Here is a 25,421-nt window from a genome sequence, read left to right as displayed (position 1 = left end):
GCAGAAGTAATAAACTGCCGAGGTTGTTTTTAGTCGCGCTCATATGGGATTGAATCTGGTATTTCCGCAAATGGATTCTTTTCATTAATACGGTCATAAAACATAATGCCATTTAGATGATCTAATTCATGCTGAAAGGCAATAGCTGGCAAGCCCTTAAGGCGCATTTTTTTCTCTTCACCATCAATTGTTTTAAATTTTACTGTGATGCGTGCATGGCGAGGTACATACCCAGGAATATTACGGTCAACAGAAAGACATCCTTCTCCTGCTGATAGGTATGTGTTTTCAACAGAATGGCTAACGATCTTTGGATTTATGGCTACAAAGCTTAATTGTTCACCAGCCTCATCTTTTAAATGAAGAGCAAACATACGCTGTAAGCTATTTACCTGATTGGCAGCCAAACCAATGCCACTACGCAAATTATATTTTTCTGCCATTTCAGGATCTTGGCTGTTGATTAAATATTGAAGCATATCCTCAGCAAGCTTTCTTGTTTCTTCAGTTAAAGGGAATTTAACTTCCTCTGCTTTTGTGCGTAAAGTCGGATGACCTTCGCGGATAATATCATCCATTAAAATCATAATAGTAATCTTCCTTTCAACTTTGTAGTGCTTACTAATAAGTATACATCACGTTTTCGTACAATCCCATGAAAAAAGTCCTTATTTGAATATACTCAAAAAATTTTTCTAATGCTATTAGATTTTCGAGAATGGGGTATTCTACTAGGGGAAAACCTGTTGGAAAACGTAAGAGTTGTATGGTGTGAGCAAGGTGTTGTAATACAGAATTTGAATATTAGTAATACAGTATAGGACAGCGGTGTTTGATTGTTATTCTAGAAAAAATCTTTGTATATAGCAGTAATAGATGATTGACCGACAGTATTTTATTCAGTATACTGAGTGTCAAGAATAAGTTGTACTAGTTAAAAAGGTGATTTATTTTAATACAGCTGAAAGGGAGATGTGACAAATGAGCAAGAAAAACAATAATATTTTTGATGCTAAACAAACGCTAACTGAAATCGAAGATAAGTTTGAAATGTTTCAAATTTTGAATGAAGAAGGCGAAATTATAAATAAAGAGGCAGATCCGAAATTATCAGATGAGGAACTAGTTGAGTTAATGACACGTATGGTTTACACACGTATTTTAGATCAACGTTCAATCTCATTAAATCGTCAAGGACGTTTAGGCTTCTATGCACCGACTGCTGGTCAAGAAGCTTCACAACTTGCTTCTCACTTTGCATTAGAACAAGAAGATTGGATTTTACCAGGTTACCGTGATGTACCTCAAATTGTATGGCATGGCTTACCTCTTGAAAAAGCATTTTTATTCTCACGTGGTCACTTCATGGGGAATCAGGTTCCTGAAGGTGTAAACGTTTTAGCTCCACAAATTATTATTGGAGCACAATATATTCAAGCTGCTGGGGTAGCACTTGGTATTAAAAAACGCGGGAAAAAAGCTGTTGCAGTAACTTATACTGGTGACGGTGGTTCTTCTCAGGGAGACTTCTATGAAGGCATTAACTTTGCAGGTGCATTTAAATCTCCAGCAATCTTCATCGTACAAAATAACCAATATGCAATCTCAACACCTCGTGAATTGCAAACAGCTGCTAAAACAATTGCACAAAAAGGGGTAGCAGCAGGATTACCAAGTATTTTAGTAGATGGAATGGATGCGCTTGCAGTTTATGTAGCAACTCGTGATGCTCGTGAGCGCGCGGTTAATGGTGAAGGCCCAACATTAATTGAAACAATGTGTTACCGTTATGGACCTCATACAATGGCTGGGGATGACCCAACTCGTTACCGTACTTCTGATACAGATAATGAATGGGCTCAAAAAGATCCTCTAGTTCGCTTCCGTAAATACCTAGAAGCAAAAGGTATATGGGATGAGAAAAAAGAAGAAGCAGTTATTGAGCGAGCAAAAGAAGAAATTAAAGAAGCAATCAAAAAAGCAGATGCTGCTCCAAAACAAAAAGTAACAGAATTAATGGAAAATATGTATAAAGGCGAAATGCCATCTAATCTAAAAGAACAGTATGAAATCTATAAAGAGAAGGAGTCGAAATAACCTATGGCACAAATGACGATGATTCAAGCAATTACAGATGCACTTCGCACAGAATTAAAGAATGATGAAAACGTTCTTGTATTCGGGGAAGATGTAGGTGTCAACGGTGGGGTATTCCGCGCGACAGAAGGCCTACAAAAAGAATTTGGGGTTGACCGCGTATTTGATACACCATTAGCAGAATCAGGTATTGGTGGCTTAGCAGTTGGCCTTTCTCTTCAAGGATTCCGTCCAGTTCCTGAAATTCAATTCTTTGGTTTCGTTTATGAAGTAATGGATTCAATTAGTGGCCAGCTAGCACGTATGAGCTACCGTAGTGGTGGCGTCTACAATGCTCCAGTAACAATCCGTTCACCATTTGGTGGTGGTGTGCACACACCTGAAATGCACTCAGATAGCTTAGAAAGCTTAATGACAGCACAACCAGGATTAACAGTTGTTGTTCCATCAACACCATATGATGCAAAAGGTTTACTTATTTCTTCTATTCGTAATGACAACCCAGTTATTTTCTTAGAGCATTTAAAGCTATACCGTTCATTCCGTGAAGAAGTGCCTGAGGAAGCATACGAAATTCCACTAGGAAAAGCGGATGTAAAACGTGAAGGTACTGATTTAACAATTGTTGCTTACGGTTTAATGGTTCATGAAAGCTTAAAGGCTGCAGAAGAACTTGAAAAAGAAGGACATTCTGTAGAAGTAATTGACTTACGTACAATTCAACCAATCGATGTGGAAACAATTATCGCATCTGTTGAAAAAACAGGTCGTGCAATCGTTGTCCAAGAAGCTCAAAAACAAGCAGGTATCGCTGCGAACGTAGTAGCAGAAATTACAGAGCGTGCAATTCTAAGCTTAGAGGCTCCTGTTCTTCGTGTGGCTGCACCAGATACTGTGTACCCATTCCCACAAGCTGAAGGTGTTTGGTTACCAAACTACAAAGATGTAATGGAAACAGCAAAAAAAGTTTTAACATTCTAATAAAGCTTCTAAACTTGAACAACAGTAAATAGAAAGGATGGGTACACATGGCATTTGAATTCAGATTACCGGATATTGGCGAGGGTATTCACGAAGGCGAGATTGTGAAATGGTTCGTTAAAGCTGGAGATACAGTAAAAGAAGACGATATTCTTTGTGAAGTACAAAATGATAAAGCAGTAGTAGAAATCCCTTCACCAGTTGAAGGAACAGTAGAGGAAGTTTTAGTAGGAGAAGGAACAGTTGCCGTAGTTGGCGATGTTTTAATCCGATTAGACGCACCTGGCTATGAAGACTTAAAGCTAAAAGGTGACGATCATGCCGAAGCAAAAACAGAGGCACAAGTTCAAGCAACTGCTGAATCTGGTCAGAACGTAGAAAAAGCTCCTGCTAAAGAGGAAAAGGCACCAGAAAAAGCTCCCGAAAAAGCTCCAGAAAAAGTGGAGACAGTAGTTGATGAAACAAAACGTGTGATCGCGATGCCTTCTGTACGTAAATTTGCCCGTGATAACGATGTAAATATTCGTGAAGTGAAGGGTACAGGCAAAAACGGTCGAATCCTTAAAGAAGATATTGAAAACTTCTTAAAAGGTGGAGGCACTGTAGAGGCTGAAACTACAAATATCGAAACATCAGAAGATACAGTTCAACAAGAAACGTCTACACCAGCAGCACCAGTAGTTCTTGAGGGGGATTTCCCAGAGACTCGTGAAAAAATGTCAGGTATTCGAAAAGCGATTGCAAAAGCAATGGTACACTCGAAACAAACGGCTCCTCATGTTACACTAATGGATGAAGTCGATGTAACAGCTCTTGTAGCACATCGTAAAAAATTCAAAGATATCGCTGCCGAAAAAGGTGTTAAATTAACATACTTACCATATGTAGTGAAAGCACTTATTTCAACTTTACGCGAGTTCCCAGAATTTAATCGCTCTTTAGATGATGCAACACAAGAAATTATCCAAAAGCATTACTATAACATTGGTATTGCAGCAGATACTGAAAGAGGCTTACTAGTACCAGTTATTAAGCATGCAGATCGTAAATCTGTATTTGCAGTGTCTAATGAAATTAATGAATTAGCGACAAAAGCCCGTGAAGGTAAGCTAGCACCACATGAAATGAAAGGTGCTTCCATGTCCATTACGAATATTGGCTCTGCAGGAGGACAATGGTTTACACCAGTTATTAACCATCCTGAAGTAGCAATTCTAGGTATTGGTCGAATTTCAGAAAAACCTGTAATAAAAAATGGTGAAATTGTAGCCGCACCTGTGTTAGCATTATCATTGAGCTTTGATCATCGTATGATCGATGGAGCCACTGCGCAAAATGCTTTAAATCATTTAAAGCGTTTGTTAAGTGAGCCAGAATTATTATTAATGGAGGCGTAACAAAAATGGTAGTAGGAGATTTCCCAATCGAAACAGATACTCTTGTCATTGGTTCAGGTCCTGGAGGATATGTTGCAGCAATTCGTGCAGCTCAAACTGGCCAAAAAGTAACAATCGTTGAAAAAAATGTACTTGGTGGAGTGTGCTTAAACGTAGGTTGTATCCCATCAAAAGCATTAATTTCAGTAGGTCACCGTTTTGAGCAAGCTAAACATTCAGATGACATGGGAATCATCGCTTCTGATGTGAAATTAGACTTCTCAAAAGCACAAGCATTTAAAGACAGCGTTGTTAAGAAATTAACTGGCGGTGTTGAAGGCTTACTTAAAGGTAACAAAGTTGAAATTGTACAAGGTGAAGCTTATTTCGTTGACGCTCATTCAGTGCGTATCATCAATGGTGAATCTGCTCAAACTTACACATTTAACAATGTCATTATTGCAACAGGTTCTCGTCCAGTTGAAATTCCAACATTCAAATTCACTGATCGTGTATTAAATTCTACTGGTGCACTTTCTCTACAAGAAGTACCTGGTAAATTAGTTGTTATCGGTGGCGGTTATATTGGTACTGAGCTTGGATCAGCTTATGCGAACCTTGGCTCTCAAGTAACAATTATTGAAGGCGGAAAAGATATTTTAGCTGGCTTCGAAAAACAAATGACGCAAATCGTGAAAAAAGGCCTTAAAAAGAAAGGCGTTGAAATTGAAGTTAACGCATCTGCAAAAGGCGTAGAAGAAACTGAAAACGGCGTAGTAGTAACTTATGAAGTAGGCGGAGAAGAGAAAAAAGTTGAAGCTGATTACGTATTAGTTACTGTAGGACGTCGTCCAAATACAGATGAAATGGGCCTTGCTGAAATCGGAGTTGAATTCGGTGAACGTGGTCTAATCAATGTTGACAAACAATGTCGTACAAATATTCCAAACATCTATGCAATCGGTGATATCGTAGCAGGTCCACAACTTGCACATAAAGCATCTTACGAAGGTAAAGTTGCTGCTGAAGCAATTGCGGGTGAAAAATCAGTAGTTGATTATCTTGCTGTGCCAGCTGTATGTTTCACAGATCCAGAAATGGCGACAGTTGGTTACAACGAAGAACAAGCAAAAGCTGAAGGCATTGAATACACTGCAGCGAAATTCCCATTCGCAGCAAATGGTCGTGCTCTTGCATTAAACCAATCAGAAGGTTTCGTGAAACTTGTTGCTCGTAAAGAAGACGGCTTATTAATTGGTGCTCAAATCGTAGGTGCTGGTGCATCTGATATGATCGCTGAAATGGGCTTAGCAATTGAAGGCGGCATGACTGCTGAGGATATCGCATTAACAATTCACGCTCACCCAACATTAGGTGAAATTACAATGGAAACTGCTGAAGTATTACTTGGCAACCCAATCCACATTGTAGCGAAAAAATAATTTGAATAAAGGAGTGTAGATAAAGCGAGACATTCGCTTATCTACACTCTTTTTTTAGCCAATGTTTTATATGAACAATTAATTTTTCTATTAGCTTTTTCCCGTAACAGGCTTGAATGATAATGATAAGTAATAAGTAGCTCCTCATGGAAAATATTCAATTATTATAGCTTTTAAATCGTATTTCTACCTTTTACAAGCTCCTTTGATTATTCTGAATAATCGATAAATGCTATAATGATAGCATTGTAGAAAGTAAGGGAGGATTTAATAATGGAGCTTAATTTAACGGGGAAAGTAGCAATTATAACAGGATCGAGTAAAGGAATTGGCTATTATACAGCCATGCAGCTTGTTAAAGAGGGTGCACAGGTTGTACTTTGCGCTCGTGGTGAAAAACAACTGCAAGTGGCTGCAGGATGCATAAAAAATGAAACAGGCGTAGATGTATTAATTGTTCCAACTGACATTACAAAAGAAAAAGATTGTAAGTATCTCATTGAGCGTACTGTAGAGCATTTTGGACGTGTGGATATTCTTATTAATAATGCTGGTACAGCTTCAGCGAATTCCTTTGAAACGGTGAGTAGTGAGCTGTGGCAGGCAGATTTAGATTTAAAGGTATTTGGAGCTATTCATTGTTCAAAATATGCTGCTCCATATATGCGAAAGGCTGGGGGCGGTGCAATCGTTAATGTGACTGCCGTGATGGCTAAAACTCCACCTGCAAGTTCACTTCCAACTACTGTAAGCCGTGCTGCAGGGCTTGCCTTGACAAAAGCGATGAGCAAGGATTTAGGGAAGGATAATATTCGAGTAAATTCTGTATGTATAGGACTTATTCGTAGTGATCAAATCGAAAAGAAATGGAAAAAGGAAGAACCAAATTTATCGTGGGAAGAATATTCTCGTAAAGTGGGGCAAGCAATTCCGCTGGGTCGTGTAGGTGATACGCAAGAAGCAGCAAACGTTATCACTTTTTTAGTATCTGATGCGGCGAGCTATGTTACAGGTACAGCTGTTAATATTGATGGTGGCTCTGGTCACGCATTATAGAATAGTAAAAATCCACTATACTAATAGAAGTATAGTGGATTTTTAAGAATATTTATCCTTCTTCATTAATAAGTACATTTTTACCACGTATTTTCATAATCAGTGGTATAAGTAACCAAGAAATGGCAACCACTAAAAATAGTAATGATAAAGGCTTTGTTATAAAAATAGAAAAGTCTCCATTCGAAATGGTTAATGCACGGCGCATATTATTTTCAATCATCGGCCCTAGTACTAATGCAAGTACTAATGGAGCTACTGGGTAATCATTTTTAGCAAATAGATAACCAAGTACACCACAAGCTACTAATAAAAATAAATCAAACGTGGCGAATTGTACGGCATAAACTCCAAAAATTGAAATTGCAATAATAATAGGCAATAAATATTTTTTAGGTGTTTCGATGATTTTGGCAAAAATGCGGACCAAAGGCATATTTAATGCTAATAACATTAAATTTCCAATAAACATACTGGCAATTAATCCCCAAGCAACTTGAGGATGTTCATCAAATAATAATGGACCTGGCTGAATATTATACATAATAAGTGCACCCATTAAAATAGCAGTAGTACCTGAGCCGGGAATTCCTAAAGTTAGTAATGGGATCATTGCACCGCCTGATGCAGCATTGTTCGCTGATTCAGGTCCAGCTACACCCGCAATATGACCTTTTCCAAATTGCTCGGGTGTTTTACTGAATTTTTTCTCGGTAATATAAGAAAAGAATGAGGCAAGTGTTGCGCCTGCGCCGGGTAATACGCCGATGAAAAAGCCTAATAAGGAGCCGCGAGCAATAGGAACAGCACTATCCTTTAAATCTTGCTTTGTTGGTAATACACGATTAATTTTGGCTAATTGACCATCCTCTTCTTCTTTTTCAAGAATGGTTTTAAATACTTCGCCTAATGCAAATAAACCAACAGCGATGGTTAAAAATTCAATGCCAGAGAACAGCATTGGCTGACCAAATGTAAAACGTTCTATACCTGATACGGCATCAATACCAACTGTTCCGAGCATAAGCCCTAAAACAGTCATAATTAAAGCTTTGGTAATAGAACGTCCTGCTAGGCCACTTACTGCTGCAAGTCCTAATAACATCAAAGAAAAGTATTCTGCGGGTCCAAATTTAAGTGCTAATTTTGACAATGGATTAGCTAATAATATCAGACCTAGTAGTGCTACAACGCCTGCACAAAATGAGCCAATGGCCGCGATAGAAAGAGCACTTCCAGCACGACCTTGTTTAGCCATTTGATAGCCATCCAATGTTGTCACAACTGATGAGGATTCACCAGGCGTGTTTAATAGAATGGAAGTTGTTGATCCACCATACATGGCCCCATAGTATACCCCTGCAAGTAAAATAATTGAGCTGGTAGCGGCAGCCTCAGTAGGTAGTCCAGCTGTAATGGTTGCTGTAACGGGGATTAATAATGCAACTCCACTCATTGGACCTATACCTGGAAGTACACCAACTGCTGTACCAATTATGACACCAACAAGAGCGAATAAAAGGTTTTGCCATTGAAGGGCAACTGCAAATCCATCAGCTAAAAATTGCAATGTCGACATATGTTCACTCCTGTACTAAAAAATTGGGAAACTAGGCAATGACCCTCCTAGTAAACTTGTAAATAAATAATAGACGCCCAGTGAAAATCCAGCTGCAATAATAATTGAATAAATAAGTTTAGTACGTTCCATTGTTTGGAAACTAATACACAAAAATAAAAATGTTGTTATCATATAGCCAATTTTTTCAAGGAAAAATACATACGCAAGAGCGCTACCTAAAATAATTAAGAACTTTTTGAGCTCTGTTGAAGATATTTTAGAAGAAGTAGTTGGTCCTCCTGTGACTCGCTCTCTCACAGCTTTTTTCCATGATTCATAAAATAATTGAAGACTTAATAAACCTAAAATAATACCTAAACCTAATGGAAAAATTTTGGGACCAACTGTAGACCCATAAGCACTATCAGAAATCTGTGTTGCTTGAAAAATAAACAAAATACTAAGTGCTAAGAGGGTAATGCTAAATGTTTTATCAAATGTATAGCTCAACCGTTTTACACCTCCATTGAAAATAGATAAAGTTACACAAGTAGTTCTATATTTAATGGAAATACTTGTGCCTTTTTTAAAAAAATGATTCGTTATTTTTGCATACCAAGAGCTGTTAGTAGTTCAATGATTATTTTATTTTGACTGTCTAGATAAGCTGTAAATTCTTCCGCATTACGGTATTCTGCTTGCCAGCCATTACGGGTCACCTCAGCTTGCCATTCTTTTGATTCAGACATTGCCTGTAATTTTTCAGACCAATAGGCAATCGCATCTTCACTCATATTTTTTGGACCAAAGATACCACGCCAAATTGTAAACTCCTCATCAATACCGGCTTCTTTAAAAGTAGGAACCTCTGCTAGCTCACCTTCTAAGCGTTCAGAGGAACTGACAGCTAATACACGAACATCTCCGGATTTAACATAAGTAGCAATTGTGGAGGCATCTGTTGCAATTACATCCGCATTGCCACCTAATAATGCTGTAACCGCCTCACCGCCACCATCATAAGAAACATATTTAATTGTTTTTAAGTCAATCCCCGCTTTATAAGCCGGGATAATTCCTACTAGATGATCCATCGAACCTGGTGCAGACCCACCTGCTAATGTGACATCTTTTGGTGAAGTTTTCATGGCATTTAAAACATCTGCAAGCGTTTGGAAAGGAGAATCCTTTCTAACAACGATTGCGCCATAGTCCCGTGTTAATTGTGCTAAAGGTGTAGTATCCTTATAGCCAAATTTACTATTTCCTTCAGCCTTTTCATGATTTATAAGGATCGGTGGTGATTTAACCATTAACATATAATCATTATTGGCTTCCTTTGTGGCAAATGTTGCCATGAAGGCAGCACCACCACCACCTGGCTTATTCTCAACTTGAATCGCCTTATCAATCAACCCAGTATCACTCATTGATTTTGCTACTGCACGAGCTGTTAAATCCCAGCCACCACCAGCACCTGATGGAGCAACAATGGTAATATTACTTTTTGGATAATCACTGGCATTCGTTCCCTCTGTTTTTTCTCCATTTGATGCTGAACAGCCAACCAAACTAGTAAATAGTAAGCCAGCTACCATTATTTTAGAAATGTTCCTCCACATAAAAATCCCCCTTAAAAATAAAATGGTAGCGCTATCAATTTAGCGCTACCCATACTATAACTTACTTCTCAATTTTGGAAATATTGTGATAATAATGTGGATTAACATCATTTTGTTCATAAAGTTTATGTGGAAATAAAGTATCGTCGTTCAGGACGCCCAACTGTACCATAAGTCAGTTCGGTATAGACCTGCTTTTGTGTAACTAAAAATTCTAAATAACGACGAGCGGTGGAACGGCTGACACCTATATTCTTTCCCAACAGCTCAGCTGTACTACCATTCTCCATTATACTTAAATGGTTGATAACATGATTCATTGTTGTTGGATCTATCCCTTTTGGTAATAATAACGGTGTTTCTTGAGGGGGGGATGAACCTGCTTTTGGCCAAAGGTATTGAATTTTTTCATGTGTAAATTTCTCATTATTTTTCAGCAATAGATGCTTGTAACGGAATTTTTCTATACTCTCTTTTAGCTGTTCGAATGTAAATGGCTTTAAAATGTAATCAGTAACATTTTTCCGATAAGCTTTCTGTACTATATGTGCCTCTGTAGCTGCGGTAATCAAAATAATACTACTTGTTGGGCTCACTTCTTGGATTTTATCAATTAAATCTACTCCCAGTATATCTGGCAAAAAGACATCGAGTAATATAAGGTGTGGTGAAAATGATTGAAGCCAATCTAAAGCTTCTTCTCCCGTACTTGCCCTTGCAATTACTGTAAAGCCTTCAATTTTTTCTAAAAAACGACAATGTACATCTGCTACACGTACATCATCTTCAATTACTAGCACTTCAATATTGTTCATGGATCATAGTCCCCCTTTTGCTAATAGATACGATAAATAGGGCACCTCCTAAATCTCCTTCTTCAAGAGCAAGAGTACCGTTTAAATCATGGATACTGGAAATGACTTTCCTTAATCCATAGCCTCGATGCTTACTATCTTTCGTAGAAATATTTTCTGAAAATAGCACGTCTAGTTTTTCTTGTGCAAAACCTTGTCCCGAGTCCTCGACCTCAAAGATGATTTCCTCTCCATTATCAAATATAAAAAGCCTAATAATTGGCTGTCGCTCTTTGTTTTTTTCAACTTCTTCAAAAGCATTGGTTAATAAATTTCCCATAATAGAAATAATTAAGCTTTTTTCGATGCTTTCAGGGAATGTTTCTAAATAACTATCCTCATCAAAAATCAACTTGATTTTTAATTCACGGGCACGATTAAAAAATCCGATAATTAAACCATTTAAAAAAGGGTCCTTTACACGCTTTGTTATAAATTGGGTTAGAGAAGAATGTCCTTGTACCTCTTTATGAATAATAGATAGTGCTTCATCAGATGCATTTAATTGAATAAGGCCTGATATTGTGTAAAGGACATTATTAAACTCATGTGTTTGAGCACGTAAAGCTTCCGTATATTGCTTTACTTGTGATAATTCGATAGCCATTTGTTCTATTTCTGATTGTAATCGGAAACTTGCAACTGCGCCGACAACTTTACCATTCACCTTCATAGGTACACGGTTAACAATAATTTCATGACCATTAACAATCATCAATTTATCAAGTTGTTTTTCACCCTTCATTAATACGTTAAGCAGATGTGTGTTTGGTATATGCTGTTCGATATTATCGCCCATGATAGAAGCTGAATCCGTTAAATGTAAGATTTTCGCGGCAGCATTGTTTAGGGTCGTAATTTCACCTTTCTGATTTACCGTAATAATAGCTTCACGAACTGATTCAATTAAAGTATTTTTTTCTGTTAATAGACTGGCAATTTCATTTGGCTCCAGATTAAAAATTTGCTTTTTAATGTTTCGGGATAAAAAAATAGAGCCGATAATACCAATGCCTAGGGCAATAACCATCGTATAAAAAATATTATCAAGGTATAAAAAATATAAGCGATCTAATTCACTTGTTAAGTAACCAATTGAAACAACACCAATAATCGATCCATTTGAGTCTAAGATAGGTGCTTTCCCACGAATGGATTGTCCCATTGAACCATTTGCAATGGAAATATAAGACTCACCGTTGATTAATGCTCGGTCATTATCATCTCCGACCATCGATTTACCAATACGGTCTGCGATAGGATGGGTGTAGCGTATACCATTTTTATCTCCTATTACAACATAAGTAGCTTTTGCAGCAAGCATAATCTCTTTGCTAATTTTTTGCAGACTTTCGGAAGGGTTATTTGTATGAAACGCTTCAATTACATCACCCCTGCTAGCCGTTGTTTCCGCCAAATATAGTGCCCGGTTTCCAATTTGTGTTTGCAATGCATCAGATATGGTCATATAAAAGAGGATGCCTGCTAAAATAACAATAATAAAAATTAAAAAACTGCTGTAATAGGCAAAGCGGGCTTGGAGTGTTAATGTTTTAAAGAAAATAGTGAATCCCACCTTTGTGTTTATTCTAGAAATTTTAGTCATTGATAATACTAGTAATCTTTTGTAATTTTCGATTATATAAAAAAATTTCGAAATTTGCTAGATGATCATTAAAAAAGTGATTTGAAGTGGATAGGCACAATATAAAAAAAGTTGATAAGTCATAATGATAAAAAGTAAAATCATGAAGTCTTGTAGAATAGGACTTTTAATACTGTTTCATAGAATTGCTTGGATATTTCGGTATTTGATTATTATTTTTCTAAAATTACAATAGACAGAAAATTCCTACAGATGTAGAATGAACGATATAGGGGGTGAAAAGTGGCGAAATGTTGAACGAAAATTTTGCTACGTTGTTGTTACGAGCTGTTCGGATTATTGTGCAAATCGGTATACTTACTATTTTCTATTACATGGGGGTTGGCATTGTTTCTTATCTGCACATACCTCTTCCAGGAAGCGTCATTGGCTTACTTTTATTAGCACTTTCACTCAATTTTAAAATTATTAAGGTCGAATATATACAAGATGGAGCAGGTTTTTTAATTGGTATCTTAACGTTGTTTTTCATTCCAGCAACTGTAGGTGTTATTGATTATCCAGAGCTCATTACACTCACTGGTCTGCTCATCATTTTAGCAGTTATTGCTAGTACATTAATCTCTATTTATGTAACAGGATTGCTGACACAACTCATTGAAAAAAGAGAACTGGCCAAAAAAGAAAGCTCAAAGCCTAGTGTGGAAGAAGGAAAGGGGGAATTAACTGTTGATTGAAGTAACGGTTGTCCTTAGCACCATCATCATGTTTATTTTATTTACAAAGCTCTATCAACGATTTCCCCATCCTATCATGATTCCCTTGGTCACGACTACGATTGTCAGTGCAATGATTTTACTTGTATTTGATATTCCTTATTCAACTTATATGCAAGGTGGGGAATGGCTTCAGAAAATGCTTGGGCCTGCTGTTGTGGCACTTGCATATCCTCTCTATAATCAACGAGCTATTATTATGAAATATAAGTATTCTATTTTATCAGGACTTCTCATCGGCATGATAACAGGCTTAGTGACAATTTTTGTGTTACTAAAATGGATCGGTGTAGAACCTAGCTGGATGCTGACAGCCTTACCTAAATCGTTAACAACGCCTGTTGGAATGCAGGTGAGCGAAACGATTGGGGGCATTCCTCCTTTAACGGCTGTTTTCGTCATGATTGCAGGGTTTGTAGGGGCCATTATCGGACCGTTAGTCATTAAGTATGGCAAAATTGACTCTGCCGTGAGTAGGGGAGTGGCAGTAGGAAGTGCCTCACATGGGGTAGGTCTTGTGAAATTAAGAGAATATGGGGAACAGGAATTATCAGTTGGTTCCTTATCAATGGGTTTAACGGCTGTTATCGGAGCCTTCTTCTGCCCTTTATTTGTGTATTTATTTTTATAATAGAATGGTGCTTTATAGAAAAAGGAGCTGTCTCAAAAAAGATAGGAAACAACCCTTTTGTTTTAAATAAATGGTTATTTCTAAAAAGCAATTATTCATTGTGAAAATGAAATGAAAAAAACTTCAGATAATATTCTATTATAGCTATTTTGTAATGAAGAGAATGTTTTCTGGTTGTGTTCAACAAGAAAATATACTCACATCTGTATTTATAAATATAAAAGCTAGCCCTTCATATTGAAGAGCTAGCTTATATTTTTTAGAAAATTGGCTTACGTTCTTTGATAACACGAATTGTTTTTAATGTTGTATCCTCTGGTCCTTGAACGGGTAAACCTGCTTCAATATTCATTTGAATATAATGAATATTTTCTTGAGTAATTATTTCCCCGGGAATAAAAATAGGAATCCCAGGAGGATATACCATAATAAATTCTGCACAAATACAGTTATCTGCTTCTGCAAGAGGAACGACTTCTGTATCTGCATAAAAAGCATCACGCGGAGACATGGCGAGAGCTGGAATTTCTGGCACATTTACCAAAGCCTCTGTTATAGCCGCTTCAGAATCAAATGCTTTTGACATACGAGTTAACGCATTTATTAAAAGATTAATTTCCTTTTTTGTATCTCCTAAAGTCACTAAACATAAGATATTATAAAGGTCAGACAATTCGACTTCAATATTGGCATTATAACGCAACCATTCCTCAGCTCGATGACCAGAAATACCTAAATCTTTCACACTAATCAGAAGTTTTAATGGATCCATATCATAAGTTGCAGAAGAATGTAACTTTTCCTTACCTGCACACTTTAAATGTGGTATTTGATTGATGCGTTTACGAGCATCCTTTGCTAAACGTAATGCATCGTCAATTAAATCGTATCCATGAATGGCTAACTGACGTCGAGCTGTGTCAAGTGAAGCAAGTAATGGATAGGATGTCGATGTAGTTGTTAACATAGAAAATACAGCTTGTACACGTTTTGCAGAAACAAGACCCTCACGTACATTTAAAATAGACGTTTGTGTCATGGAGCCACCAAGCTTATGAACGCTTGTTGCTGCCATGTCAGCACCTGCTTCCATAGCTGAATATGGAAGGTCATCATGAAATTTTATGTGTACACCATGCGCTTCATCTACTACTACCGGAATATTACGGTCATGAGCAATCTCCACAATACGCTTTAAATCAGCTGTAAAGCCAAAATATGTTGGATTAATAACAAGTACTGCCTTTGTATCTGGGTAAGCATTTAATGCTTTTTCAACAGCTTCAGGGGATATGCCATGAGAAATCCCATATTCGCTGTCAACTTCAGGATGAATAAAAATTGGAATGGCACCAGCGAATACAATCGCCGACATAATAGATTTATGAACATTCCGTGGCACTAGAATTTTATCACCTGGACCGACGACGGTCAGAATCATCGTCATGATGGCGCCACTAGTACCTTGAACGGAAAAGAATGTATGATCAGCACCAAAGGCTTCAGCTGCTAAGTTTTGCGCTTCTTTTATAGCACCCTTTGGTGAATGTAAATCGTCTAGTGGAGCAATATTAATTAAATCAATTGATAAAACGTTGTCGCCGACGAATTCTCGGAAAGCAGGATCCATTCCTTGCCCTTTCTTATGGCCTGGAATATGGAACTGAATGGGATGTCTGTTCCGATGTTTTAATAATACGTCGAACAATGGAGTCTCTAATTGTGACAACGCAGGTACCACCTCACTTTATAATATCTAAGAAAACAAATGAATTATAGCACCTAACGACACGAAAAAATAGGCTTTTCCTAAAAAATAAAAGGATTTTTTTCAGGATACCGAGAAAATAGTATTGAACGAAAGGGGAGGTACTATGAATTGGAATACACGTGTGACGGATCTTTTACAGGTTAAATATCCAATTATTCAAGGGGGATTAGCCTATTTAGCATATGCTGATTTAGCCGCAGCTGTGTCGAATGCTGGTGGTTTAGGGCAAATAACGGCTATGAGTTTACGAGATCCTGAATTATTACGAGCAGAGATCCATAAGGTACGAACATTAACAGATAAACCATTTGGCGTAAATTTTGCGATTGGCATGCATGGTAAAGGCTATGAGGATATGGTGCGCGTTGCAATCGAAGAAGAAGTTCCAGTTGTTACAATGACAGGGGGAAATCCAGCGCCTATATTTAATTTACTGGCAGGCACAGCTATAAAAAAATTAGTCCTTGTAGCTGCTCGTAGACAAGCTCAAAAGGCTGAACAGCTTGGAGCAGATGCTGTAATGGTTGTGGGTCAAGAGGGTGGCGGTCATCTGGGGCGTGATGATGTCGGTACAATGGTTCTTGTTCCCCAGGTGGTTGATAGTGTTAGTATTCCTGTCATTGCTTCAGGTGGAATTGGTGATGGGCGCGGCTGGATGGCTGCTCAAGCATTGGGAGCTGAAGGCATTGAAATGGGCACTCGTTTTATAGCAACACGAGAGTGTGTTGATGCTTCTGAGGCTTATAAAGAGGCACTAGTTGCAAGTACTGAAGCAGATACAACCATTATTAAGCGCTCTATTGGTGCGCCGGCTCGTGCATTACGCAATGACTTTACTACAAAGATTTTAGAAATTGAGGAAAAAACACCAACATATGAGGCATTGAAAGAATATATAAGTGGTTCAGCAAATAAACGCTTTATTTACGATGGTGATAAGGAACAGGGCTTTGGCTGGGCTGGACAAGTGACTGGAATGATTCACGATATCCCAACCGTTGATGACCTTATTAAGAGAATGGTTGCAGAAGCTGAAAGTATACGGTTAAAATGGGGGCAATAACGTAAAGGTGGTTTTGTCGAATGGAATACTCTTATCCGTTTTCAACTGATTGGTCCACAGAGGAGATTGTGGATGTTGTTCAATTCTTTGAGGGAATTGAGAAAGCTTATGAAAAAGGCATCAAGCGTGAAGTTATGCTAGCTAAATATCGACGCTTTAAAGAGATTGTTCCTTCCCAAGCAGAGGAAAAATCAATTTTTCGCGAATTTGAAGAGGCGAGTGGCTACATTAGCTATCCAGTTGTAAAACAAACAAAGGAAGCCGAAGATGGGATGATTATAAAAGTTACCCCAAGAAATGGCCATTAAAAAAGTGGATGTGAGGTCAACTCACATCCACTCTTTATTTTTTTGTGTTAAAAAACGACATATTGCATAAACTACATCAATAAAAAACTTTATAAGGTTAGCTTATTTTCCAACAATAATGTTGTAAAGAGGAAGTAAGCTGTTAAATGTGTCTTCTGTTAATTGATGTAATTCGCTTGCTGTTAGTTTGGTTGCTTGTTCTTTTGGAATATGACGGCCAATTAAAAACTCACCCTTTTTGACATCTCGTAGGCGAATAAGCATTTCTTCAAGCTTGTCTTCTTTTGCCACTTCGAGAGAAACGGCCTCAGGGGACATATGATCTCCTGACATGATAAAATCATCTGGAAGCTGCTCAATTAAAGATTTATGAGCTAGTAAACGCTCAGCCATAACATTTTTTTGAGGCGCTTCATAAATAATAGCTAAGACGATGAATAAATGTGTGTGCCATAGACCAATCTGAAAGTGAGGCAATGATTTATAACCTCTTTTATAAGGGGCGAAGGCAACCCAACTATCTTTTGGAGGGTTAACAGTTCTTCGAGCATGTTTAGCCACATGCGGGAAGAATTCTTCACCTAATTGGCTAGAGAAAAATGCAGAAAAATCTTCACCTAGCTGATTGAATTTTGGACGTACATGTAAATTTAATGCATCCATTCTCTGTTCTAAACCGTCTATTGTAAAAACCTTAAAGTCTTTGTTTGTCCACTTTATTTTTGGCAATTTTATTTTACTCCTTTCGTTTTATAAGGTTTATTTTACGCTGAATTTGGGAAAAAATCTTATAACAAGAACTTTATCAAATGAGTAAAGTTTTTGTAAAAAAATTAAAAAAAGGAAGTGTTTTTTATGAAACCATTCGTAAAAATTATACGTAAAGTTGACATTGAAAAGCAATATGAGCACATTTTACAATTAGAATTAGATTATGAATTAGCTTCACTTTTTGCAGCAATGAATGAAAAAAATGACATGGAAATTGAAAAAAGTAAAAAACGTCTGGCAGAAATTCAGATGGAACTTGAAAGTTTGCACGCCTATGCGTAATCAAAATCTAATACCCATTTAAAAAATCACTTGCTGAATATTCCGACAGCAGGTGATTTTTATTGTGACAAAGGGTAAAATAGAAATTATATCATAAGGTAGTACTAGGTTTTATATAGCAAAAGTTGTGAAGTAGTGGGAAAAGGTATCATAAACATACGAGAGCGATTAATATAGAAGGCCTTTTCTTATATTCGAAGGGTGGGTTATGAGTGGATTTACAACAAATTGATAAATTTGCAAAAGATATTATTTTTGAAGCTGGGCGACGTATTCGAGAGGCTTTTTCGTATAATCTAGTAATTGAGACAAAATCAGGTGCAAATGACCTCGTTACCAATATTGATCGAGAGACGGAGTTATTCTTTATTGAGCAAATTAAAGCCTTTGATCCAACCCACAAAATTCTAGGGGAAGAAGGAATGGGCGAACAGGTTAAATCACTAGATGGTGTAGTTTGGATTATTGATCCAATTGATGGAACGATGAATTTTGTTAAACAGCATCGCCATTTTATGATTTCAATCGGTATTTTTGTCAATGGCGTAGGAAAGTTAGGTTACATATTTGATGTCATGCGGGAGGATTTATTTAGTGCCATCGAGGGGCAAGGCGCATGGTATAATGATTCACCATTGCGTAAACTACAGTCTGTTACAATGGAGGAGTCTGTCATTGGCATAAATGCACATTGGGTCGCACCTAATCGACATATTCATCATGAAAAGGTGATAGATATGGTTCGTAAAGTTCGCGGTACACGGTCCTATGGCTCCGCAGCAATGGAAATTGCATTTGTTGTAAGTGGCAAATTAGATGCCTATGTCTCTATGCGTTTAGCACCATGGGATATTGCAGGAGGGACCATCATTGCTCAGGAAGTTGGAGCAGTTGCTACAAATCTACATGGTGAAGGCTTTGATTTCCTTCATCAGGATACATTTATTATTGCTAATCCCGCTATTCATAAAGAATTATTAGAAAAATATATAGTGCCATATGAATAAAAAGGAGCCGTCTATTTATTAGACAGCTCCTTTTTATGTTCTTTAAAGTAATCCTTGCGCACGTAGTTTACGCTTCATTTTAAAGGCTGTCATGAAAATGACACAAGTAGCCACAATACCAGCTATTACACCAAATACATTACTAGCTGCAACAGAGTAGCCGATAGAACACATTGCTAATACAGCTGCCAATGCATAGATGGCCATTACGATTTTTGCACGATTCATAGCCTAGCCTCCTATATAAAAAATTTGTCGATCAAATATATTTTTTAGAATGATGGAAATTCTAATAAGGACATTTCTATCCTTCTTGTGCTATAATATCACAGTTAAACATTCGAAAAAAGAATATGGAGTGGAATAATGACAAACTTACGTCAAGATCTTCGCAATATCGCAATTATCGCCCACGTTGACCATGGTAAAACTACTTTAGTCGACCAATTATTAAAACAATCAGGTACATTCCGTTCAAACGAACATGTTGAAGAACGTGCAATGGACTCTAATGATATTGAACGCGAACGTGGTATTACAATTTTAGCAAAAAATACTGCAGTAAACTATAACGGAACTCGTATTAACATCCTTGATACGCCTGGACACGCCGACTTCGGTGGTGAGGTAGAACGTATTTTAAAAATGGTAGATGGCGTTTTACTAGTTGTCGATGCGTATGAGGGTTGTATGCCGCAAACACGCTTTGTACTGAAAAAAGCGTTGGAACAAAAGTTAACACCGATTGTAGTTGTAAACAAAGTTGATAAAGATTCAGCTCGTCCTTTAGAAGTAGTAGATGAAGTATTAGAATTATTCATCGAGCTAGGCGCTGATGATGATCAATTAGATTTCCCTGTTGTGTATGCATCAGGTGTAAACGGTACAGCTTCTCTTGATGCTGATCCAGCAAAACAAGAAGAAAATATGCAATGTCTATTTGAAAAGGTAATTGAAGCAATTCCTGCACCAGTAGACAACTCAGCAGATCCATTACAATTCCAAGTGGCATTACTTGACTACAATGATTATGTTGGTCGTATTGGGATTGGACGCGTATTCCGCGGAACAATTGAAGTAGGGCAACAAGTTGCTTTAATGAAGTTAGATGGGACTGTGAAACAATTCCGTGTAACAAAACTATTTGGTTTCTTTGGTTTAAAACGTGAAGAAATCCAATCAGCAAAAGCTGGTGACTTAATTGCTGTTTCAGGTATGGAAGACATCAACGTTGGGGAAACAGTATGTCCGGTGGAACATCAAGAAGCTTTAACACCATTACGTATAGACGAGCCAACATTACAAATGACTTTCTTAGTGAATAATTCACCGTTTGCAGGTCGTGAAGGGAAATGGGTAACTGCTCGTAAAGTAGAAGAGCGTTTACGTTCACAACTTCAAACGGACGTATCTCTACGTGTAGAAGATACAGATTCACCAGATGCATGGACGGTTTCTGGACGTGGTGAGCTACATTTATCAATTCTTATTGAAAATATGCGCCGTGAAGGCTTTGAACTACAAGTATCAAAACCTCAAGTTATCATTCGTGAAATTGATGGTGTAAAATGTGAACCATTTGAACGTGTACAAATTGATGTTCCAGAAGAAAATGTAGGTTCGGTTATTGAATCGATTGGTACGCGTAAAGGTGAAATGTTGGATATGGTGAACAATGGCAATGGCCAAGTACGTTTAACATTCCTTGTTCCTGCCCGTGGTTTAATTGGATATACAACAGAATTCATGTCTATGACGAAAGGTTTTGGTATCATTAACCATACATTCGATTGTTACCAACCATATATTCCAGGCCGTATTGGTGGCCGTCACCAAGGTGTTCTTGTATCAATGGAAACTGGTAAATCGACAACTTATGGTATGATGCAAGTAGAGGACCGTGGTACACTATTTGTTGAGCCAGGTACTGAAATTTATGAAGGTATGATTGTTGGTGAAAATACACGTGATAATGATATCACTGTAAACATAACAAAAATGAAGCAAAAAACGAATGTTCGTTCTGCGACAAAAGATGCAACAAACGTTATTAAAAAGCCGCGTCTATTAACACTAGAAGAAGCATTAGAGTTCTTAAATGATGATGAGTATTTAGAAATCACTCCAGAATCTATTCGCCTTCGTAAACAAATTCTAGATAAAAATGAACGTGAAAGAATAGCGAAAAAACTAAAAAACGCTGAACAATAATTTTTTGCTTCCACGAAAGGAAGAGGAGTCTTGGATCTGAAGTCCGCTTTATTGGGTGAACTAAATGTTATTCAAGTTGCTGCACAGACAGGTACAGATGAAACAACACGAGTTTATGGGAGAATGGCTGGTATCACTAGATTTTTATATGAAAATTTACCAAGCTATGAAATAGCAGGTTATGTTGTATTTCTTCTTGTATTTGTACTTTCTGCCATTGTCTATAAACTAGGCTTTGCCAAGAAATTAAAGTTATCTCAAAATATTATTATTTATGCGTTCCTATTTTTAGGTTGTATCATGCTTACATTCTTCGCCCTATTCTTACCAATGATTGAAGGTCTGATTGTAGCGGCCTTAATTCTAATTGTCTATAAAACAAGACTATGGCGTGAAAAAAGAGAAGAGCAACAAGCTACCAATCAATAACAATTACGTACTTTATAATAAGAACTTTTTATCTGTTATAAACAGTCTTAGCGGTTTTAATGCTAAGACTGTTTTTTTGTATGTTTCCCCTGTAGTCAAGCTGAAGAATCACCCGCACTCTACACAAATTAAAAAATGATAGGCACCGAAATCTTCTTATGTGAATAAGTTAATGTCGATAGGCTTATTTTCAACACATCAAGGAGGAAAGGGAATGCGTTGGCTTACAAAAGGTTTATTATTAGGTGTCATTGCTTTGTTACTCCTTTCTTTGACGGCATGTAATAAAGCAGAGCTAGAAAAAGTCAAAGTAGGAGAAGTAACTCGTTCGATTTTCTATGCGCCTCAATATGTAGCACTTGAGAAAGGATTCTTCGAGGAGGAGGGTCTTTCTGTTGAGCTACAAACGATTGCAGGTGGCGATAAAACGATGACGGCGTTACTGTCAGATGGAATTGATATAGCTTTAGTTGGGTCGGAGACGTCTATTTATGTCACTTTACAAGGTGCAAATGATCCCATTCAAAATTTTGCACAGTTAACACAAACGGATGGTACCTTTTTAGTGGCAAGAGATAAGATAGATAATTTTTCGTGGGATCAATTGAAGGGCTCAACGTTTTTGGGGCAACGTAAAGGTGGAATGCCACAAATGGCAGGTGAATTCGTGCTGAAAAAACATGGCATCGACCCTGTAAATGATTTAACGCTCATTCAAAATATTGATTTTGCCAACATTGCTACTGCTTTTGCATCAGGTACTGGTGACTATGTTCAATTATTTGAACCTACTGCGAGTGTCTTTGAGAAAGAAGGAAAAGGTTATATTGTAGCTTCGTTTGGAACGGAGTCTGGTAATCTTCCTTACACGTCCTTTATGGCCAAAAGTAGTTATTTAAAGGATGAAGCTTCAACTGTTCAAGCCTTTACAAATGCATTGAAACGAGCACAGGATTTTGTGCAAAATGAGAGTGCTGCTGAAGTAGCAAAAATTATTCAACCGTATTTTGAAAATGTGGATATAGAGATAATTGAAACGGTAATTGATCGATATAAAGCACAAGGCTCTTATGCTACTGCCCCAATCCTTGATGAAGGAGAGTGGGATAACTTGCAAACAATTATGGAGGAAGCAGGTGAACTTCCTCAACGAGTGGAGTATGAAAAACTTGTGAACACTACTTTTGCCAAAAAGGCTGCTGAGTAATATGGAATTTTTACAGCTGGAGAATATTCACCATAGTTATTTTTCAAGTACACAGGCAAAGGAAGTATTACGTGATATCAGTTTAGCCATTCATGAAGGAGAGTTTGTTTCGTTTATTGGGCCGAGTGGCTGCGGTAAAACCACATTATTATCAATTATTGCAGGATTATTCCCTGCCACTGAAGGCAATGTTTATATAGATGGTGAAAAGCTATCAGCAAGTAATCAATCAAGCATTGGCTATATGCTTCAGCAAGACTATTTATTTCCTTGGAAGACCATTGAAGAAAACGTCACAATCGGCTTGAAAATAATGGGAAAAAGTCATAAAACACATAAAGTAACGGCCAATGCGTTATTACAGGAAGTAGGATTACCGCATGTGGGGAACAATTACCCTCGAGAATTATCAGGAGGTATGCGGCAACGTGTGGCCCTTGCTCGTACCTTAGCTGTAAATCCTAAAATTTTATTATTAGATGAACCATTTTCAGCGTTAGATTATCAGTCGAAATTAAAGCTTGAGGATTTAGTGGTGGAAACATTAAAAACTTATAAAAAGACTGCTATTCTTGTGACACATGATATTGGTGAAGCAATCGCAATGAGTGAGCGCGTAGTTCTATTTTCTGCAAACCCAGGGGCAGTTCACAAAGTGTTTGAAATACCTAAAGCCCTTAATGAACTATCACCTTTTGATGTAAGACAGCATCCAGCCTATGCAGATATTTTCCAAACTATTTGGAAGGAGCTGGAGAGCCTTGGATAATACATTATTTAAGCAATATCAGCAATTGTTAAAAAAAGAAAAACGCTATGTTCGAATATATCAGCTTATTATTTTACTGCTATTCTTTGGTGGATGGGAGCTGCTTTCAAGATTAGAATGGATTGATCGGTTAATTTTTAGCTCGCCAACTCATGTATGGCATACATTTATTGAGAAAGTCATTGACGGTTCTTTAACATTGCATGTGAGTGTTACATTAATGGAGACCGTAATTGGCTTTTTAGCGGGGACTTTATTAGGAACATTGATAGCTGTTGTCTTGTGGTGGTCCCCGTTACTATCAAAAGTACTCGATCCCTATCTAGTAATTTTAAACGCGATGCCAAAAGTAGCACTTGGTCCGATTTTGATTGTTGCACTCGGCCCAGGTTATTTTTCTATCATAGCTATGGGTGCATTAATATCCATCATTATAACAACGATTGTTGTATATACGGCATTTAAAGGTGTCGATCCGAATTATAGTAAGGTTTTACAAACCTTTGGAGCGACAAGATGGCAAATCTTTCGTGAGGTCATTTTGCCAGCCTCATTTCCTACAATCATTTCGACCTTGAAAGTGAATGTTGGCTTATCATGGGTAGGGGTTATAGTAGGGGAATTTTTAGTAGCTTCAAAAGGACTTGGTTATTTAATTATCTATGGCTTCCAAGTATTTAATTTTAACCTTGTCCTTATGTCACTTCTGATTATTGCCTTTTTTGCTACCATTATGTATCAAGTTGTAGAATTAGTTGAAAAAACGATTATTAAAAATAATGGATAGTATAAAAAAGAGGTGTCTCAAAATAGAGGCACCTCTTTTTAATCTGTTCTTTAGTTAAAATTCTTTATCCATCTGGGGTGAAGTACGATAAAAACGGAAATTGCCTGTTTCCATTCGTGCTACAGTATTTTCCGAAATGCGATCATGACAAATATCGCACATATAAGTATGAATTGGTCGATTACGCAATTTTTTTGCTAAAGGTAAATTATCATCTAAATTATGAATCGTATCGCAAATAACGCATTTAACGCGCATTGCATTCCCTCCTATTCAGCGCGAATGGCTGATACGTTTTTAATAGGATTGTCAATATTTGAACCGTCTCTTAGTAATACATGGATGGGACCGTCTTCTAAAAGAGGCTTACCGTCTTGGCTATATTTTAAAATAAGTGTATAAGCTTCTTCAATTGTGAAAGGATATTCTTCGCCATCTTTGCAAGTTAAGACGATTTTTGTCGCTTCTGGTTTAATTTCAGCATTCTTCAAGAAATGACTTAATTCGATACCAAATGTACCTGTCTCCATTCCTTTACGGTCAAATTTCCTTTCTGATTTTAATGTAGGTGGGAATGTTGCTCCTTCCATAATTTCACGTGACCAGTGTGCTCCTACTTCACGCATATATTTGACGTCAGCATCTTCCTCAACATTTTGAGTAGTGAAGTAAGTGTTTAAATCTAATTTACGATCATCGAAAATCCACACAGTAGGATCTAATGTTAGTTGGTATGTGACTGCACCTGTGATAGGAATTATTGTTTCCATAATAGAAATCCTCCTCAAATCTTGTATATCCATGACATAGTATA

The 25,421-nt window shown here is 37.4% G+C and carries 27 protein-coding genes; 16 read left to right on the top strand and 11 right to left on the bottom strand.

Annotation, left to right across the window (positions count from 1 at the left end; all coding sequences use genetic code 11):
- Positions 1 to 29: 29 nt before the first annotated feature.
- On the bottom strand, positions 30 to 587 hold the full coding sequence (gene def, locus BFM98_RS09620; RefSeq protein WP_048391947.1) for a peptide deformylase: 558 nt from the start codon (positions 585 to 587) through the stop codon (positions 30 to 32).
- Positions 588 to 981: 394 nt separating this feature from the next.
- On the opposite strand from def, the gene pdhA reads away from it, so the two are divergent.
- From pdhA to BFM98_RS09595, 5 genes are all read left to right on the top strand, one after another.
- Positions 982 to 2,097 carry a pyruvate dehydrogenase (acetyl-transferring) E1 component subunit alpha gene (gene pdhA, locus BFM98_RS09615; RefSeq protein WP_004224731.1) on the top strand — a complete coding sequence of 372 codons (1,116 nt, stop codon included), beginning with the start codon at positions 982 to 984 and terminating at the stop codon, positions 2,095 to 2,097.
- Positions 2,098 to 2,100: 3 nt separating this feature from the next.
- A complete protein-coding gene (locus tag BFM98_RS09610; RefSeq protein WP_004224734.1) occupies positions 2,101 to 3,078 on the top strand; it encodes an alpha-ketoacid dehydrogenase subunit beta in 978 nt (325 codons plus the stop codon).
- Between the two features lie 47 nt (positions 3,079 to 3,125).
- Entirely contained in the window at positions 3,126 to 4,475 is a 1,350-nt protein-coding gene (locus BFM98_RS09605; protein ID WP_066037206.1) for a dihydrolipoamide acetyltransferase family protein, read from the top strand.
- Between the two features lie 5 nt (positions 4,476 to 4,480).
- Complete coding sequence (gene lpdA / locus BFM98_RS09600) at positions 4,481 to 5,896, top strand: dihydrolipoyl dehydrogenase (RefSeq protein WP_004224738.1); 1,416 nt, start codon at positions 4,481 to 4,483, stop codon at positions 5,894 to 5,896.
- A gap of 273 nt (positions 5,897 to 6,169) precedes the next feature.
- Positions 6,170 to 6,952 carry an SDR family NAD(P)-dependent oxidoreductase gene (locus BFM98_RS09595; protein WP_048391943.1) on the top strand — a complete coding sequence of 261 codons (783 nt, stop codon included), beginning with the start codon at positions 6,170 to 6,172 and terminating at the stop codon, positions 6,950 to 6,952.
- A 52-nt stretch (positions 6,953 to 7,004) separates the two neighbouring features.
- On the opposite strand, the gene BFM98_RS09590 is transcribed toward BFM98_RS09595, so the two are convergent.
- The 5 genes from BFM98_RS09590 to BFM98_RS09570 all read right to left on the bottom strand — a co-directional run bounded on the left by BFM98_RS09590 (position 7,005) and on the right by BFM98_RS09570 (position 12,595).
- Entirely contained in the window at positions 7,005 to 8,531 is a 1,527-nt protein-coding gene (locus tag BFM98_RS09590) for a tripartite tricarboxylate transporter permease (protein WP_048391942.1), read from the bottom strand.
- A 15-nt stretch (positions 8,532 to 8,546) separates the two neighbouring features.
- Positions 8,547 to 9,023, bottom strand: coding sequence for a tripartite tricarboxylate transporter TctB family protein (locus tag BFM98_RS09585; protein WP_054549838.1), 477 nt, complete (start codon positions 9,021 to 9,023; stop codon positions 8,547 to 8,549).
- A gap of 92 nt (positions 9,024 to 9,115) precedes the next feature.
- On the bottom strand, positions 9,116 to 10,135 hold the full coding sequence (locus BFM98_RS09580; protein ID WP_066037205.1) for a tripartite tricarboxylate transporter substrate binding protein: 1,020 nt from the start codon (positions 10,133 to 10,135) through the stop codon (positions 9,116 to 9,118).
- Between the two features lie 125 nt (positions 10,136 to 10,260).
- Positions 10,261 to 10,950, bottom strand: coding sequence for a response regulator (locus BFM98_RS09575; protein ID WP_066037204.1), 690 nt, complete (start codon positions 10,948 to 10,950; stop codon positions 10,261 to 10,263).
- Positions 10,937 to 12,595 carry an ATP-binding protein gene (locus BFM98_RS09570; RefSeq protein ID WP_233436303.1) on the bottom strand — a complete coding sequence of 553 codons (1,659 nt, stop codon included), beginning with the start codon at positions 12,593 to 12,595 and terminating at the stop codon, positions 10,937 to 10,939. Before BFM98_RS09570 ends, BFM98_RS09575 begins: the two co-directional genes overlap by 14 nt.
- A 290-nt stretch (positions 12,596 to 12,885) precedes the next feature.
- On the opposite strand from BFM98_RS09570, the gene BFM98_RS09565 reads away from it, so the two are divergent.
- Complete coding sequence (locus BFM98_RS09565) at positions 12,886 to 13,332, top strand: CidA/LrgA family protein (protein WP_066037203.1); 447 nt, start codon at positions 12,886 to 12,888, stop codon at positions 13,330 to 13,332.
- Positions 13,325 to 14,002, top strand: a complete 678-nt coding sequence (locus BFM98_RS09560; protein WP_083225344.1) for an LrgB family protein — start codon at positions 13,325 to 13,327, stop codon at positions 14,000 to 14,002. Before BFM98_RS09565 ends, BFM98_RS09560 begins: the two co-directional genes overlap by 8 nt.
- A gap of 259 nt (positions 14,003 to 14,261) precedes the next feature.
- On the opposite strand, the gene BFM98_RS09555 is transcribed toward BFM98_RS09560, so the two are convergent.
- The gene (locus tag BFM98_RS09555) at positions 14,262 to 15,731 is read right to left on the bottom strand and encodes an aminotransferase class I/II-fold pyridoxal phosphate-dependent enzyme (RefSeq protein ID WP_004224764.1); all 1,470 of its coding nucleotides are present in this window, start codon (positions 15,729 to 15,731) and stop codon (positions 14,262 to 14,264) included.
- 145 nt (positions 15,732 to 15,876) lie between these two features.
- Here BFM98_RS09555 and BFM98_RS09550 point away from each other — a divergent pair, with 145 nt between their 5' ends.
- Both BFM98_RS09550 and BFM98_RS09545 read left to right on the top strand, forming a co-directional pair.
- Positions 15,877 to 16,836: an NAD(P)H-dependent flavin oxidoreductase gene (locus tag BFM98_RS09550; RefSeq protein WP_054549841.1), complete on the top strand. Its 960-nt coding sequence runs from the start codon at positions 15,877 to 15,879 to the stop codon at positions 16,834 to 16,836.
- A gap of 20 nt (positions 16,837 to 16,856) precedes the next feature.
- Positions 16,857 to 17,144: a UPF0223 family protein gene (locus BFM98_RS09545; RefSeq protein WP_054549842.1), complete on the top strand. Its 288-nt coding sequence runs from the start codon at positions 16,857 to 16,859 to the stop codon at positions 17,142 to 17,144.
- Positions 17,145 to 17,246: 102 nt separating this feature from the next.
- Here the strand turns inward: BFM98_RS09545 and BFM98_RS09540 are convergent, their stop codons facing one another.
- The gene (locus tag BFM98_RS09540; protein ID WP_066037202.1) at positions 17,247 to 17,873 is read right to left on the bottom strand and encodes a YktB family protein; all 627 of its coding nucleotides are present in this window, start codon (positions 17,871 to 17,873) and stop codon (positions 17,247 to 17,249) included.
- 126 nt (positions 17,874 to 17,999) lie between these two features.
- On the opposite strand from BFM98_RS09540, the gene BFM98_RS09535 reads away from it, so the two are divergent.
- Both BFM98_RS09535 and BFM98_RS09530 read left to right on the top strand, forming a co-directional pair.
- Positions 18,000 to 18,197: a hypothetical protein gene (locus BFM98_RS09535; RefSeq protein WP_004224768.1), complete on the top strand. Its 198-nt coding sequence runs from the start codon at positions 18,000 to 18,002 to the stop codon at positions 18,195 to 18,197.
- Positions 18,198 to 18,409: 212 nt separating this feature from the next.
- A complete protein-coding gene (locus tag BFM98_RS09530; RefSeq protein WP_004224769.1) occupies positions 18,410 to 19,204 on the top strand; it encodes an inositol monophosphatase family protein in 795 nt (264 codons plus the stop codon).
- A 42-nt stretch (positions 19,205 to 19,246) separates the two neighbouring features.
- Here BFM98_RS09530 and BFM98_RS09525 read toward each other — a convergent pair whose 3' ends face one another.
- Complete coding sequence (locus BFM98_RS09525) at positions 19,247 to 19,432, bottom strand: DUF5325 family protein (protein WP_004224770.1); 186 nt, start codon at positions 19,430 to 19,432, stop codon at positions 19,247 to 19,249.
- Positions 19,433 to 19,570: 138 nt separating this feature from the next.
- On the opposite strand from BFM98_RS09525, the gene typA reads away from it, so the two are divergent.
- From typA to BFM98_RS09500, 5 genes are all read left to right on the top strand, one after another.
- On the top strand, positions 19,571 to 21,415 hold the full coding sequence (gene typA / locus BFM98_RS09520; protein ID WP_054549845.1) for a translational GTPase TypA: 1,845 nt from the start codon (positions 19,571 to 19,573) through the stop codon (positions 21,413 to 21,415).
- A 30-nt stretch (positions 21,416 to 21,445) separates the two neighbouring features.
- Positions 21,446 to 21,844, top strand: a complete 399-nt coding sequence (locus BFM98_RS09515; protein ID WP_004224772.1) for a YlaH-like family protein — start codon at positions 21,446 to 21,448, stop codon at positions 21,842 to 21,844.
- Positions 21,845 to 22,058: 214 nt separating this feature from the next.
- Complete coding sequence (locus tag BFM98_RS09510; RefSeq protein WP_066037201.1) at positions 22,059 to 23,051, top strand: ABC transporter substrate-binding protein; 993 nt, start codon at positions 22,059 to 22,061, stop codon at positions 23,049 to 23,051.
- Between the two features lies 1 nt (position 23,052).
- On the top strand, positions 23,053 to 23,820 hold the full coding sequence (locus BFM98_RS09505; RefSeq protein WP_066037200.1) for an ABC transporter ATP-binding protein: 768 nt from the start codon (positions 23,053 to 23,055) through the stop codon (positions 23,818 to 23,820).
- Positions 23,813 to 24,607 carry an ABC transporter permease gene (locus BFM98_RS09500; RefSeq protein ID WP_081010995.1) on the top strand — a complete coding sequence of 265 codons (795 nt, stop codon included), beginning with the start codon at positions 23,813 to 23,815 and terminating at the stop codon, positions 24,605 to 24,607. The genes BFM98_RS09505 and BFM98_RS09500 overlap by 8 nt, the downstream gene beginning before the upstream one ends.
- A gap of 54 nt (positions 24,608 to 24,661) precedes the next feature.
- Here BFM98_RS09500 and BFM98_RS09495 read toward each other — a convergent pair whose 3' ends face one another.
- A complete protein-coding gene (locus tag BFM98_RS09495; RefSeq protein ID WP_048394712.1) occupies positions 24,662 to 24,865 on the bottom strand; it encodes a YlaI family protein in 204 nt (67 codons plus the stop codon).
- Positions 24,866 to 24,876: 11 nt separating this feature from the next.
- Positions 24,877 to 25,377: a molybdopterin-binding protein gene (locus BFM98_RS09490; protein WP_048394710.1), complete on the bottom strand. Its 501-nt coding sequence runs from the start codon at positions 25,375 to 25,377 to the stop codon at positions 24,877 to 24,879.
- Positions 25,378 to 25,421 lie beyond the last annotated feature (44 nt).

Origin of the sequence: Lysinibacillus sp. AR18-8, from assembly GCF_001705465.1 — a bacterium.
Lineage (GTDB): Bacteria > Bacillota > Bacilli > Bacillales_A > Planococcaceae > Lysinibacillus > Lysinibacillus capsici.
The sequence above is the reverse complement of the archived record's forward strand: the minus strand, read 5'-3'. Positions and strand labels throughout refer to the sequence as shown.